We start from the raw sequence: 11,903 nt of genomic DNA, 5'->3' as shown, positions 1-11,903 counted from the left end.
GTGAAACCCCTATTTCAGTCCATTGTACGTAAAAAAATAATTCAACCCCGCCTAAGCGGGCAGCCATTCTAACCATCTTATCCACATCTGTCATGAACAAATCAGTCGAAATCGATCAAAAAAACGCAAATTGAGTTTAAATTTAAATTTAAATCACGTGTGGATAAGTTTATCCGCAAGCTGTGGATAAATTGTAGCACAAAGTTATCCACAAACTATCAAAATTATAAAAACATCGTTATCCACAATATAATTATTTGTTTTTTAAATCTAAAAATATGTTTTCCACAGAAAATATCAACACTAATAGTAATAAATTTAAATTTTAAAATTTGAATTTATTTATAAGATCGACCCATTCTGGGGATAACTTGATTGTTGGTTTAAATTCAAATATAAATTCATAAAAACCAATTCACAAATTTAAGGTTGTGGATAAATCTGTGAGTAAACTTGAAGATAACTTAAATAATTAATATATACAATGATTTAGTTTGTGAATATTTTAATTTAAAACTTTCTGACTGATTTCTAATCCTTATATTATCTTGATATATCACAGCCTAGATTTTGAAAGAAAGCGTGTTTTTCATTGACAGCTCAAGCAATGAGCACTAAAATCGCGAACCTTTACTGAAAGATCATTTGTGGAGTTTCGATATGAAACGTACTTTCCAACCTTCTGAGTTGAAACGTAAACGCGTTCATGGTTTCCGTGCTCGCATGGCTACTAAAGCTGGCCGTCAAGTATTAGCGCGTCGTCGTGCAAAAGGTCGTCACAGCTTAACTGTTTAATTTCAGTTAAGACTGTCAAGACTTGGGTGTTATGACAACACTTTACGGCTTTAGCACAGATGTGCGAATACACTGTGCTGCCGATTATAAAAGTGTGTTCGATGGTGCGCTTTTTAAAGTGCATCAACCCCATTTCTTATTTCTAGCAAAAATCTCCGAACAGCCGAATAGCCGTTTGGGTATTGTTGTTGCTAAGAAAAAAGTGCGCCGCGCACATGAAAGAAATCGAGTAAAACGACTTGCACGCGAAAGTTTTCGCCTGCATCAACAGCAGTCTAATGTATTAGATATTGTCGTTATGCCAAAAATGGGCATAGAGGCGGTACCGAATGCAGAGTTGCATCAGCAATTACAATTTGCTTGGGAAAAATTGCAGCGCCTTGCAAATAAGCATAAAAAAATAGCTACCTCCCCACAAGCGTAGAGATGACCAATGGTTCGTTTACTGCATTGGCTCATTCGTTTCTATCAGATTGCGATTAGTCCTTTATTGGGACCACGCTGTCGTTATATTCCAACATGTTCTCAATATTCTTTGGAAGCAGTCCATCAACATGGTGCTGTACGTGGAGTGTGTCTAGCTGTTCAGCGTATTTGCCGTTGTCATCCTTGGGGCGGTTCAGGCTATGATCCTGTTCCATCAAAAGCAATTCGTTTTATTTCATTTCAGCAAATAGATTCTCAAACGCTTCACGTTGCTGTACCCTTTCGTGAACGTTTATTGAACCAAAATCACTCTAACCACTTGGGGTAATACCTATGCAACAATGGGCCAGGATTGCAATTCTAGGGGCCATGTTTGTTGTCGCATATTTGCTCATTTTGGCTTGGCAGAAAGATTATGGACATGCGGAACAAAAAACTCAGCAAAATGCTGCGGTGGTAACGCATGAAGTATCTGCCGATTTGCCAAATGGCCAGACAGCTACGGCTGCTACTGATGTGCCGCAAGCAAATAATGCTGCTACACAACAAACAACAGATGCCACTGCACCTGTTAGTCAACAGTTAATTTCAGTACAAACTGACCTTTACCATCTTTGGATTAATCCAAAGGGTGGCGATATTGTTCGTATTGAATTACTCAATCATGACAAAAATAAAGACAGCGACGAACCGTTTGTAATGCTTGAAAGCGATGCGAAACGGACTTATGTTGCTCAGTCTGGCTTAATTGGTCTTAATGGCCCTGACAGCAATCCGAAAGGACGTCCAACCTATGAGATTGAAAAATCTTCATATACGTTGAATGACGCAAAAGCTGTGAAGGGTAAAGATGGCCAAACAGCAAAAGTTTTGTCAGTACCAATGGTTTATAAAACAGCAGATGGTATAGAGGTTATTAAAACCTTTAACTTCACTGAAGGTGAATACCCTGTTGTCGTGAATCATAAAATCGTGAACCGCAGTGCTCAGAACTGGCAAGGTCAGATGTTTGGTCAGCTTAAACGCGACAACTCTGAAGATCCAGGTAAATCTGATCAAGGTATTTTCACTTTAGGTACATTCCTTGGTGGTGCATGGGGTTCGCCTGAAGAACATTACAACAAACTTAAATTTGCTAACTTCAATGAAGAAAAATTGAATGTTGAAGCAACTGGCGGTTGGGTTGCAATGGTTCAGCATTACTTCGTGAGTGCGTGGATTCCTGGACAGATCAAATTAACGCAAGCCAATGGTCAACCTTATGCTGCGAAACTTGAGTCACGTAAATCTACCGATGATATGAACATTATTCAGTTCACTTCACCTGCAATCAATGTTCCTGCAGGAACTGTGGCAGAAGTAGATGCAACGTTCTATTCAGGTCCAAAAATCCAATCTGAATTAAAAGAATTGGCGGTTGGTTTAAACCAAACTGTAGACTACGGTTGGTTATGGCCTATTGCGAAATTATTGTTTGTCGGTCTTGAGTTTTTCCACGGTTTAGTGGGTAACTGGGGTTGGTCAATTATTCTATTGACGATTCTGGTGAAACTGATCTTGTGGCCATTGTCGTCGAAGAGCTACCGCTCTATGGCGAAAATGCGTGTGATTGCACCTGAAATGCAACGCATGAAAGAAGAGTTCGGTGAAGACCGTATGCGCTTCTCGCAAGAAATGATGGCATTGTATAAACGTGAACAAGTGAACCCACTATCAGGTTGCTTGCCGTTATTGCTCCAAATGCCGATCTTCCTTGCTTTGTACTGGGTATTGATGGAGTCTGTTGAACTACGTCATGCGCCATGGTTAGGTTGGATTCAAGATTTATCTGCGATGGATCCATGGTTTATTTTGCCGCTATTAATGGGCTTGACCATGTTCATTCAGCAAAGTTTGAACCCACAACCGGCTGATCCAATGCAGGCGAAAGTCTTCAAAATCATGCCAGTGATCTTTACGGTATTTATGTTGTTCTTCCCTGCGGGCCTTGTGCTTTACTGGATCTGTAACAACAGTATTACTATTCTTCAACAAGGTTTGATTAACAAATCAGTTGAAAAAGACCGTTTAAAACGTGAAGCGGCTGACTCAGCAAACTAAGCATTGCTGATGGGCTGAATAAATCCGCTTAAGATGGTAATCTTAGGCGGATTTTTCTTTATCTGTCGTTTGAAAATTTTTAGGTGAATTTTATGTTAAACCGAACCACCATCGCAGCAATTGCCACACCGCCGGGTCGTGGTGGTGTCGGCGTGATTCGCCTGTCTGGTCCCAAATCTTATGCCATTGCAGAAGCATTAACGCAGCAATCCTTACCACAAGCACGTTTTGCTGGTTTCCGTAAGTTTTATGATGCATCGAATGAAATCATGGATGAAGGTTTGGTGATTTGCTTTCCAAATCCGCACTCCTTTACGGGTGAGGATGTGGTGGAGCTTCAAGGTCATGGCGGCCCCGTTATTCAAAATGCATTATTGGCACGGTTACTTGAATTGGGTGCTATTGCTGCAAAAGCGGGCGAATTTTCAATGCGCGCCTTTGAAAATGGCAAAATGGACTTGGTGCAAGCCGAGGCGATTGCCGACCTGATTGATGCCACCTCACAAGCAGCAGCACGTTCTGCGGTACGTTCATTACAAGGTGCCTTTTCGAGCAAGGTCAATACGGTGCTAGAAAAACTTATCCATTTGCGTTTGCATGTGGAAGCAGCGATTGATTTTCCTGAAGAAGAAATTGACTTTTTGGCGGATGGTAAGATTTTGGGTTTATTAGATGAAGTGGCAAGCTCGGTCCATGCTGTACAGCAGTCTGCTCGCCAAGGTCAGTTACTGCGTGAAGGTCTACAAGTGGTGATTGCCGGTAAACCCAATGCAGGTAAGTCATCTCTACTCAATGCTTTGGCGGGTGTGGAACGGGCGATTGTGACGGATATTGCAGGTACGACACGTGATGTTTTACATGAAAAAATCAGCCTCAATGGTTTGCCGATTACTTTGACCGATACCGCTGGTTTACGTGAAACCGGTGATATCGTCGAAAAAGAAGGGATTCGCCGCGCAATTAAAGAAATTGAGCAAGCTGACTTGTTACTTTTGGTCTATGACTTAAGTCAAGGCGAAGATCCACTGCAATTGGCTCAAGCGTACTTTGCCGATCATATCGAACCGAAGCGGTTGATGCTGATTGGTAATAAATGCGATTTGACGGGATCTACCGCGGAAATGACCGATTTAAACGGTTTTCGACATATTCGTGTTTCGGCTAAACAAGAAACTGGCGTTCAAGCGCTTATTGATGCGATTACAGCGCATGCAGGCTTTCAACCAGAAGAAGATACCTTTATTGCTCGAACACGCCATTTAGATGCAATGAAGCGCACTCAGCGCTATCTTGCAGAAGCACGTGAGCAGTTGGTGGTTTATCATGCGGGTGAGTTGGTAGCCGAGTCTCTACGGTTGGCGCAAAATGCTTTAGGTGAAATTACGGGTGATTTCAGTGCAGATGATTTACTCGGGAAGATTTTTGGATCGTTTTGTATCGGGAAGTAATAAAACGATTGAGCTCCTCATTTCACCTATGGATAGATCCATCCAAAGCACGATGTTCGAAAACATCGTGCTTTTTTGCATGGCTTTAGCGTGGGTTTGAGCCAAAAATGATGTTAAAGATCGATCTCAGCACATCTTTCATTTTCATCCCTTAGATTCTCAAATGAATCACACCACACAAAGGTTTAATTTAAAATTATTGATTTTTATAGGGTTTTTTAATTGTTTTTGGGTTTAAGAAGCACCCAATACAAGATGCTTCTTGAATAAGTTCAATGGTTAATTGGTGTTCAGACTGCGGTGCCAAAACAATAAGCCGATACACAATAAGCCTACGCCAATACAAAAACCTAAAACACCGACCATTAAGCCGAAATGATCAGATAAATAGCCGGCTGCAATAATTGGAATAATGGTGCCTAGATATCCAATAAATAAATAGGTCGAGATCACCGCAGCACGGTTTTGATTGTTGGTCATTTGATGAACTAAGCCAAATGCGCCTAAAAGCCCCAGACCATGCCCGACACCGACTAAAACATCGCTAATAAAAAACAATGCGCTCCAATGTTGGGTCATACATAGCGCAAGGAGCGCATAGCTCAGTATTAACACTATTAAGCCGGCATTGACACATTTTGCAGAAGGAATCGATTTCGCCATAAATTGCACGACAGCGGAAACCAGCAAGATACTTGCAATGGCACTACCACTGACCAAAGGGCCATGCCATGGGATTGCATCTTTGACGAAAGAGGGTGCGAGTGATGCAAATAAGCTAAAAGAGCCAAAGGCACAAAAGGCAGTTAGTCCGGCGATATAAAATCGTGAATGATCACGCTTTTCAGGCAATTCCAAATGTGGTGCCACTGAAAAAGGCTGTGGCTCAAAATTCGGTGTGCGAATAAAAAATAACCCTATTAAACACGTCAAACCCCCAAAGATCACAGGGATATAAGGGGTAATTAAAGGCTGTTCAGAGAACTGAGCGATCACTCCACCAATAAATGGGCCAAGACCAAAACCAATCACAGTTATGATTGAACTCAGCTGCGGAGCATTATTTTTATGCTGTTCAGGAATGGTATAGACCATGCCAAGCATAGCTGAGGTACTAATTAAACCCGAGGCAATACCGATAATAAAGCGACCGATAGATAACCACAGCGCATTACTGGCAAACACCGACAAGCTTAAACCCAAGATGATGCACGCCATACCGATTTGCAGGGTTCTTAAAAAACCAAAACTATTACTGGTACGACCTAAAAACAGCAAGGTCGCTAGGCAACCAAACATGTAGGCAACAAAGATATAGGTGATATGACTCGGCAGCAGTCCCCAAAGTTGTTGATAAATGGGATACAGAGGACTAGCTAGCGCTGTACCAATAGTGCCCATACAGAGTGCAAGGCTCACCATGATAAATGGTCGCCAAGAGGGAGATGTGGTCATTTTAAAGTCGCAGAGGTACAGTCAATAGGGTCAATATTGTGCTGCATGAGAAAGAAGGAAATATGGGCTCAGTTTAATGCCGATTGTTTTCTATGGTCAAATCACAGTTGTAACTTTATCCATAGCGTTTAAGCAGTTTTACAAATTCTTCCAGTTCTGCTTCATTAATTTCAGCATCTTGAGGCAATACATGATGGCGTAAATGTGCTTCGATGAGTTCATTCATTAATCCATTCACTGCACCCTTGATGGCCGCAACCTGTTGTAAAACCTCGATACACCCTGCTTCGGGTTGTTGTAAAGCCAGTTCGACCGCATTGACCTGACCTTGTAGACGTTTAACCCGATTTAAAATCTTTTTGTCCTGATGTAAATGACTCAATACTTTCTCCCGAAAATAAATATACTATGGGGGAGTATATTTAAGCATAGAACCTAATGAAAACTTCCCCATCCATCCGAATTCATCATCATCAATTTGATGAAGGTAATCCACTCGCACAAAAACGGATCTTAATTGCCACTATTTTAACGGCAGTCATGATGTTGTTAGAAGTCATTGGTGGTTGGATTTTTAATTCAATGGCATTATTGGCAGATGGCTGGCATATGAGTTCACATATGTTGGCATTAGGTTTGGCTTATTTTGCCTATCGTGCGGCACACCACTATGCCCAAGATGCTCGTTTTAGCTTTGGGACTTGGAAAATTGAAATTTTAGCGGGCTATAGCAGCGCGATATTATTGATGGTCATTGCTGCATTTATGGCCTTTCATTCGGTGGAACGCTTATTCAACCCGGTCCAAATTCATTATAACGAAGCAATCCCTATTGCGATTTTAGGTCTGGTGGTGAACTTGATCTGTGCTTGGTTATTGCATGATGACCATCACCATCACCATCACCATCACCATCAACATCATAGCCATGAGGAGCAGCATGATCATCATCACGACCTCAATCAGAAAGCAGCCTTCATGCATGTAGTTGCTGATGCGGTGACTTCAGTGTTGGCCATTGTGGCTTTATTTGCTGGAAAATGGATGGGCTGGGGATTTTTAGATGCGCTATTGGGGATTGTTGGTGCGGTACTTGTTGGTAAGTGGGCCATTGGGCTGATGAAAGAAACTGGACAAACATTACTGGATGCGGAAATGGATCACCCTGTCGTTGATGAGATTCGAGAGATTTTAATGCAATTACCTGTCGACGTCGATGTAACTGATTTACATGTATGGAAAGTGGGTAAAGGTCAGTTTTCATGTATTGTGGCTTTAGAAACAAGTCAGGCATTGAGTGCAGATGAAGTGCGTCAAGCGCTGTCGATTCATGAAGAAATTGTACATGTGTCTGTTGAAATTAATTCACCTGATGCAGCTTAATATGTTCCACGTGAAACGGCATGTAGCTATTGCGTAATGAACTGAAAAATGCCCAAGACTTTCACGTGTTAAGGCTTAGAATGCTGAATCAATTAAATGTTGAAGTTGTTCGGTCTATGTTGAAAAAAATATGTGCGTTGGCGTTGAGTACCACCCTTTCGACTTTTGCTTTGGCAGATGCGGCACAGGTTCAAAAGCTCTTGGTAGAAAAGCACCCCAGTTTAAAAATTGAAAATATTCAAAGTACCGAAATGCCGGGCATATATAGCGGTTTTGTTGAAGATCAAGTTTTGTATTTGAGTGAAAATGCGGATTATGTGATTGCAGGATCTATGATCCGTTTAAAAGATCAAAAAAATCTGACCAAACAATTGATCCTCGATCAGCAGAAAACTGAGTGGAATAAACTTCCATTACAAGATGCGATTAAAACAGTCAGGGGGAATGGGAAGCGCCAAATCGCGATCTTTTCTGACCCAAATTGCCCATATTGTAAGAAGCTTGAAGTAGAACTGGCAAAACTCAATGATGTGACCATTTATACTTTTGTCACAGCGATAAAACCACAGTCGTTGGCGCCATCGAAGCAGATTTTTTGTGAGTCAAATCCTACTATGGCCTGGGATAATTTAATCAATAAGGGAGTTCAACCGAAGTCAGCGAAAAGCTGTGCAAACCCGATTGAGCGAAATTTAAAATTAGCTAAAAGCTTAAAACTAAGTGGTACACCGGGAATCGTATTTGCCAACGGTTCGATCTTAACCGGTGCTTACCCTGCTGCTGAATTAGAATCGATGTTAAAAGAGATCAAATAATTTCAAGCTGTACGGTGAATAAAGTATAAGTAAAAAAATACCCGTCTATAGGCGGGTATTTTAATGGCGTTATAAAAAACTAGACGCGGGTTTTTTTCGTTACAAGGTTATAGATAAATAACACGATGATCGCACCAATGACGGAAGCGATAAATCCTGCAGCAGAATTTTCTCCATACAGACCTAATAAACGTCCGCCATAGGTCGCAAGTAAGGAACCTGCTATCCCGAGAATGGTGGTCATGATGAAACCGGCTTTGTCATCTCCAGGATGGATCGCACGTGCAATTAAACCAGCAATAAAACCAACAACAATCGCAACAATGAGTGACCACATAGTAACTCTCCTTTTGTTATCATGTATTTGTTTTTTACGACATGTTCAATCTTTATCTTTAATCAAAACTAAGCTGAGCTACAGCCTAAACATGCAAAAAACTGTTGTTTTTTTGTTCTGAAATAGCCAGAAAAGTAAAAAAAAAGTGGCCTTAGGCCACTCTTAAGTATCTGATCTTGCTTAGAGACCAATTTCGCCAATAAATGGAATGTGACGATATTTTTGATCATAGTCCAGACCATAACCTACGATAAATTTATCTTCGACTTCAAAACCTAAAAATTTCACTTCGAGTTCAATCTCACGACGTGAAGGCTTGCTAACCAAAGTACAAAGCTCGATTGAATTTGGATTGCGCGTCTGTAAAATTTCTAAAACTTTGCTTAAGGTATTTCCTGAATCGATAATATCTTCAACCACCAAGACATCTTTATCTTTAATGTCGCCGTCTAAGTCTTTTAAGATTTTTACATCACGAGTAGATACGGTCCCACCGCCATAACTTGAAACGGTCATGAAGTCGAGTTCATGCGGTTTTGAAATTGCGCGGCAAAGGTCAGCCATAAAAATAACAGAACCGCGTAAAAGACCGATTAACACCAACTCTTTGTCGCTGTTAGCATAGTGTGCATCAATTTTTGCGCCAAGCTCTTTCACTTTAGCTTGAATTTCTTCAGTGGAAATCAGTACGCTCATTTGAACAGACATGGGTAGATACCTAAAAAAGCAAATCAAAAAAATAAAAAAGGTGTTGACTTGCAACACCTCTAAAGATGAACCAATTTTAATACATCTGGCTCGCAGATGCATCTTTTTTGCCGTTGAAAATGTAATCAGTTTTTCTTGGAAGTGCTGTCACGCTTGAGTAAGCACAGACAAGCGACGGCAATCAGTCCAATTTTCAACGTTGTTTTTCCTCTCGGTCGAGCCGTTTTATGCTTTGACATAAGCACATTGTCCAAACACATAGGTGGCATGGATATTACGATCATCCCCCATCAGCATCAGGGCAAATAAAGCATCTTCCAGATTTTTGGCACGTTGTTGACGTAGGGCTTGTAGCGCAGTGGCTTTTAAATCGAGTACCACAAAATCTGCTTCTTTGCCTAAATCAAAGTTTCCAAGTTTGTCCTGTAGGTCTAAGGCTTTTGCTCCCCCTAACGTGGCATGGTACAGCGCTTCAAATGCGGACAGTTTATCGCCTTGAAGTTGTTGAACTTTGTAGGCTTCATTGATGGTTTGTAGTTGGTTAAATGAGGTGCCTGCACCAATGTCTGTGCCTAAGCCGACTTTCACCTGTTTTTCCCATGTTTTCTTTAATGGAAATAAACCACTGCCTAAGAACAAATTCGAGGTTGGACAAAACGCAATGGCAGAGTTGGTCTGATGCATACAGTCCCATTCAGCATCTTCCAAATGCACACAGTGTGCAAACACGGAACGTGATCCGGTCAGACCATAATGATGATAAACGTCTAAATAGCCGTTTTGCTCAGGGAATAATGATTTGACCCACGCAATTTCATTTTTATTTTCACTCAAATGCGTATGTACATAAACATCAGGATACTCGGCTTTTAGCTCCCCTGCCCGTGCCAATTGTTCAGGCGTTGAGGTTGGGGCAAAGCGAGGCGTGATGGCATAAAGGTTACGGCCCTTGCCATGCCACTTTTCGATGAGTGCTTTGGAGTCGTTATAGCCACTCTCTGCAGTGTCACATAATGCTTCAGGTGCATGTCGATCCATCATCACTTTACCGGCAATTAAGCGCATCTGATGCTGTTCTGCAGCCTTAAATAAAGCATCGACCGATTGTGAATGAACGGTACAAAAAACAAGGGCTGTTGTGGTTCCGTTTTTGAGTAACTCGTTTACGAAGAACTGTGCAATTTGCTCTGCATAAGCCGGATCTTCAAATTGGATTTCGGTTGGGAAGGTATAAGTATCAAGCCATTCCAGCAGTTGTTCACCATAAGCCCCCATCATTTCCGTTTGTGGATAATGAATGTGGGTATCGATGAAACCCGGAACAATCAATTGATCTGGATAATGCTGTACGTCAACCTGATCTGGGAGATGGTGTTGGCCCTCAGACCATGGACCGAACCATTGAATTTTTCCGGCTTGCGTAATCAGCAAACCATCTTCGAAATAGCGCACTTGGTCGTGAATTTCACGTGCTTGAGCAACTGTATTCTGAATATCTAGAAAGCGACCACGGATCGCTGTAGATGCGATAACAGAAGACATGACATACCTGCAGTTTAGAATTTTTTCGGTTGATTGTAGCCCAATTTGGTTCAAAATACCGTTAGAGTAATTGTGAAAATGTGTTCTAAAAAATAGAACAGCTGTTTATGAGTGATTCTGTTTTTTTGTTCATTGTATTTGATTTGAATAATACAAAAGCATTGAGCTGTATACATTGCATCGATGAATGAATAAAGACCATGAGTCGCAACGCTTGCTATATTGATCTCAAGAGCGCCCTTTAAAAAACGACAATGAACCCTTTAATGTACATGCGTTATTCAGACCAATTAAAACATGACCTATTGCAGCATCAAGGCATCATGCAGATTTTACATGCCCTGTATGCCATAGATACACAGGCTTATTTGGCTGCAGGCGTGGTTCGTAATTTGATTTGGTCACAGCGACATCAACAACACTATGCACTGGAAGGCACAGAAGTCGATGTGATTTATTATGCGGAACATGATGATGGAACACAGGGTTACAGGATTCAACAGCAGATGCAGTTGGATTTTCCTCACATTCATTGGGATGTCACCAACCAAGCGACAGTACACCAGTGGTATCGCTTGGAAAATGGCGAGCCGATACAGGCGCTCAAGTCGATTGAGCATGCCCTATCGTTGTGGCCAGAAACTGCTACTGCCATCGCTGTTAAATTGGATGATCAACAACAAATACAGCTGATCGCTCCTTTGGGCTTAGATGATTTATTTGAGTTAAATGTCCGCTGGAACCCACGGTTAGTCAGTCAGGCGACTTTTTTGCAGCGTGTGCAGCAAAAACAATTTTTAAAACGCTGGCCGAAACTCAAACTCTTGATGATGCCCGAAGCTTAGTCCAAGTTTTCGTTGCAGAATAAAAAAGCCTTCTCGAAAGAAGGCTTTT

The 11,903-nt window shown here is 41.4% G+C and carries 13 protein-coding genes; 8 read left to right on the top strand and 5 right to left on the bottom strand.

What is annotated here, in order from left to right; all coding sequences use genetic code 11:
- Nucleotides 1-660 precede the first annotated feature (660 nt).
- The 5 genes from rpmH (at nucleotide 661) to mnmE (ending at nucleotide 4,769) form a co-directional block, all read left to right on the top strand.
- The gene (gene rpmH / locus AC4CU0_RS15050; protein WP_000831329.1) at nucleotides 661-795 is read left to right on the top strand and encodes a 50S ribosomal protein L34; all 135 of its coding nucleotides are present in this window, start codon (nucleotides 661-663) and stop codon (nucleotides 793-795) included.
- A gap of 31 nt (nucleotides 796-826) precedes the next feature.
- Nucleotides 827-1,219 (top strand): ribonuclease P protein component, encoded by a 393-nt coding sequence (rnpA, locus tag AC4CU0_RS15045; RefSeq protein WP_490743436.1) that lies wholly within the window; start codon nucleotides 827-829, stop codon nucleotides 1,217-1,219.
- 9 nt (nucleotides 1,220-1,228) lie between these two features.
- Nucleotides 1,229-1,549 carry a membrane protein insertion efficiency factor YidD gene (gene yidD, locus AC4CU0_RS15040; protein ID WP_078189510.1) on the top strand — a complete coding sequence of 107 codons (321 nt, stop codon included), beginning with the start codon at nucleotides 1,229-1,231 and terminating at the stop codon, nucleotides 1,547-1,549.
- A 5-nt stretch (nucleotides 1,550-1,554) separates the two neighbouring features.
- Nucleotides 1,555-3,321: a membrane protein insertase YidC gene (gene yidC / locus AC4CU0_RS15035; protein ID WP_490743435.1), complete on the top strand. Its 1,767-nt coding sequence runs from the start codon at nucleotides 1,555-1,557 to the stop codon at nucleotides 3,319-3,321.
- Between the two features lie 92 nt (nucleotides 3,322-3,413).
- On the top strand, nucleotides 3,414-4,769 hold the full coding sequence (mnmE, locus tag AC4CU0_RS15030) for a tRNA uridine-5-carboxymethylaminomethyl(34) synthesis GTPase MnmE (protein ID WP_078189512.1): 1,356 nt from the start codon (nucleotides 3,414-3,416) through the stop codon (nucleotides 4,767-4,769).
- A gap of 279 nt (nucleotides 4,770-5,048) precedes the next feature.
- Here the strand turns inward: mnmE and AC4CU0_RS15025 are convergent, their stop codons facing one another.
- Entirely contained in the window at nucleotides 5,049-6,224 is a 1,176-nt protein-coding gene (locus tag AC4CU0_RS15025) for an MFS transporter (protein ID WP_490743434.1), read from the bottom strand.
- A gap of 115 nt (nucleotides 6,225-6,339) precedes the next feature.
- Nucleotides 6,340-6,606, bottom strand: a complete 267-nt coding sequence (locus AC4CU0_RS15020) for a metal/formaldehyde-sensitive transcriptional repressor (protein WP_078194474.1) — start codon at nucleotides 6,604-6,606, stop codon at nucleotides 6,340-6,342.
- A gap of 56 nt (nucleotides 6,607-6,662) precedes the next feature.
- Here AC4CU0_RS15020 and dmeF point away from each other — a divergent pair, with 56 nt between their 5' ends.
- Both dmeF and AC4CU0_RS15010 read left to right on the top strand, forming a co-directional pair.
- Nucleotides 6,663-7,607: a CDF family Co(II)/Ni(II) efflux transporter DmeF gene (gene dmeF / locus AC4CU0_RS15015; protein WP_490743433.1), complete on the top strand. Its 945-nt coding sequence runs from the start codon at nucleotides 6,663-6,665 to the stop codon at nucleotides 7,605-7,607.
- A 116-nt stretch (nucleotides 7,608-7,723) separates the two neighbouring features.
- Nucleotides 7,724-8,422, top strand: coding sequence for a DsbC family protein (locus AC4CU0_RS15010; RefSeq protein ID WP_490743523.1), 699 nt, complete (start codon nucleotides 7,724-7,726; stop codon nucleotides 8,420-8,422).
- Between the two features lie 79 nt (nucleotides 8,423-8,501).
- Here AC4CU0_RS15010 and AC4CU0_RS15005 read toward each other — a convergent pair whose 3' ends face one another.
- The 3 genes from AC4CU0_RS15005 to guaD all read right to left on the bottom strand — a co-directional run bounded on the left by AC4CU0_RS15005 (nucleotide 8,502) and on the right by guaD (nucleotide 11,009).
- Nucleotides 8,502-8,759, bottom strand: a complete 258-nt coding sequence (locus AC4CU0_RS15005; protein ID WP_078189516.1) for a GlsB/YeaQ/YmgE family stress response membrane protein — start codon at nucleotides 8,757-8,759, stop codon at nucleotides 8,502-8,504.
- A 180-nt stretch (nucleotides 8,760-8,939) separates the two neighbouring features.
- Nucleotides 8,940-9,467 (bottom strand): hypoxanthine phosphoribosyltransferase, encoded by a 528-nt coding sequence (gene hpt, locus AC4CU0_RS15000; RefSeq protein WP_078194457.1) that lies wholly within the window; start codon nucleotides 9,465-9,467, stop codon nucleotides 8,940-8,942.
- A 225-nt stretch (nucleotides 9,468-9,692) separates the two neighbouring features.
- Nucleotides 9,693-11,009: a guanine deaminase gene (gene guaD / locus AC4CU0_RS14995; protein ID WP_490743430.1), complete on the bottom strand. Its 1,317-nt coding sequence runs from the start codon at nucleotides 11,007-11,009 to the stop codon at nucleotides 9,693-9,695.
- Nucleotides 11,010-11,275: 266 nt separating this feature from the next.
- Between guaD and AC4CU0_RS14990 the strand changes: the two genes are divergently transcribed.
- A complete protein-coding gene (locus tag AC4CU0_RS14990; protein WP_490743429.1) occupies nucleotides 11,276-11,854 on the top strand; it encodes a nucleotidyltransferase family protein in 579 nt (192 codons plus the stop codon).
- The last annotated feature ends 49 nt before the right edge of the window (nucleotides 11,855-11,903 follow it).

The organism is Acinetobacter sp. LipI_15, from assembly GCF_058242865.1.
The sequence above is the reverse complement of the archived record's forward strand: the minus strand, read 5'-3'. Positions and strand labels throughout refer to the sequence as shown.

What these genes read in the sequence shown, in the direction of transcription:
- hpt (WP_078194457.1), bottom strand. Translation starts at nt 9,467, where the DNA reads ATGTCTGTTCAAATGAGCGTACTGATTTCCACTGAAGAAATTCAAGCT.
- rnpA (WP_490743436.1), top strand. Translation starts at nt 827, where the DNA reads ATGACAACACTTTACGGCTTTAGCACAGATGTGCGAATACACTGTGCT.
- rpmH (WP_000831329.1), top strand. Translation starts at nt 661, where the DNA reads ATGAAACGTACTTTCCAACCTTCTGAGTTGAAACGTAAACGCGTTCAT.
- dmeF (WP_490743433.1), top strand. Translation starts at nt 6,663, where the DNA reads ATGAAAACTTCCCCATCCATCCGAATTCATCATCATCAATTTGATGAA.
- AC4CU0_RS15025 (WP_490743434.1), bottom strand. Translation starts at nt 6,224, where the DNA reads ATGACCACATCTCCCTCTTGGCGACCATTTATCATGGTGAGCCTTGCA.
- AC4CU0_RS14990 (WP_490743429.1), top strand. Translation starts at nt 11,276, where the DNA reads ATGTACATGCGTTATTCAGACCAATTAAAACATGACCTATTGCAGCAT.
- guaD (WP_490743430.1), bottom strand. Translation starts at nt 11,009, where the DNA reads ATGTCTTCTGTTATCGCATCTACAGCGATCCGTGGTCGCTTTCTAGAT.
- mnmE (WP_078189512.1), top strand. Translation starts at nt 3,414, where the DNA reads ATGTTAAACCGAACCACCATCGCAGCAATTGCCACACCGCCGGGTCGT.
- yidD (WP_078189510.1), top strand. Translation starts at nt 1,229, where the DNA reads ATGGTTCGTTTACTGCATTGGCTCATTCGTTTCTATCAGATTGCGATT.
- yidC (WP_490743435.1), top strand. Translation starts at nt 1,555, where the DNA reads ATGCAACAATGGGCCAGGATTGCAATTCTAGGGGCCATGTTTGTTGTC.
- AC4CU0_RS15010 (WP_490743523.1), top strand. Translation starts at nt 7,724, where the DNA reads ATGTTGAAAAAAATATGTGCGTTGGCGTTGAGTACCACCCTTTCGACT.
- AC4CU0_RS15005 (WP_078189516.1), bottom strand. Translation starts at nt 8,759, where the DNA reads ATGTGGTCACTCATTGTTGCGATTGTTGTTGGTTTTATTGCTGGTTTA.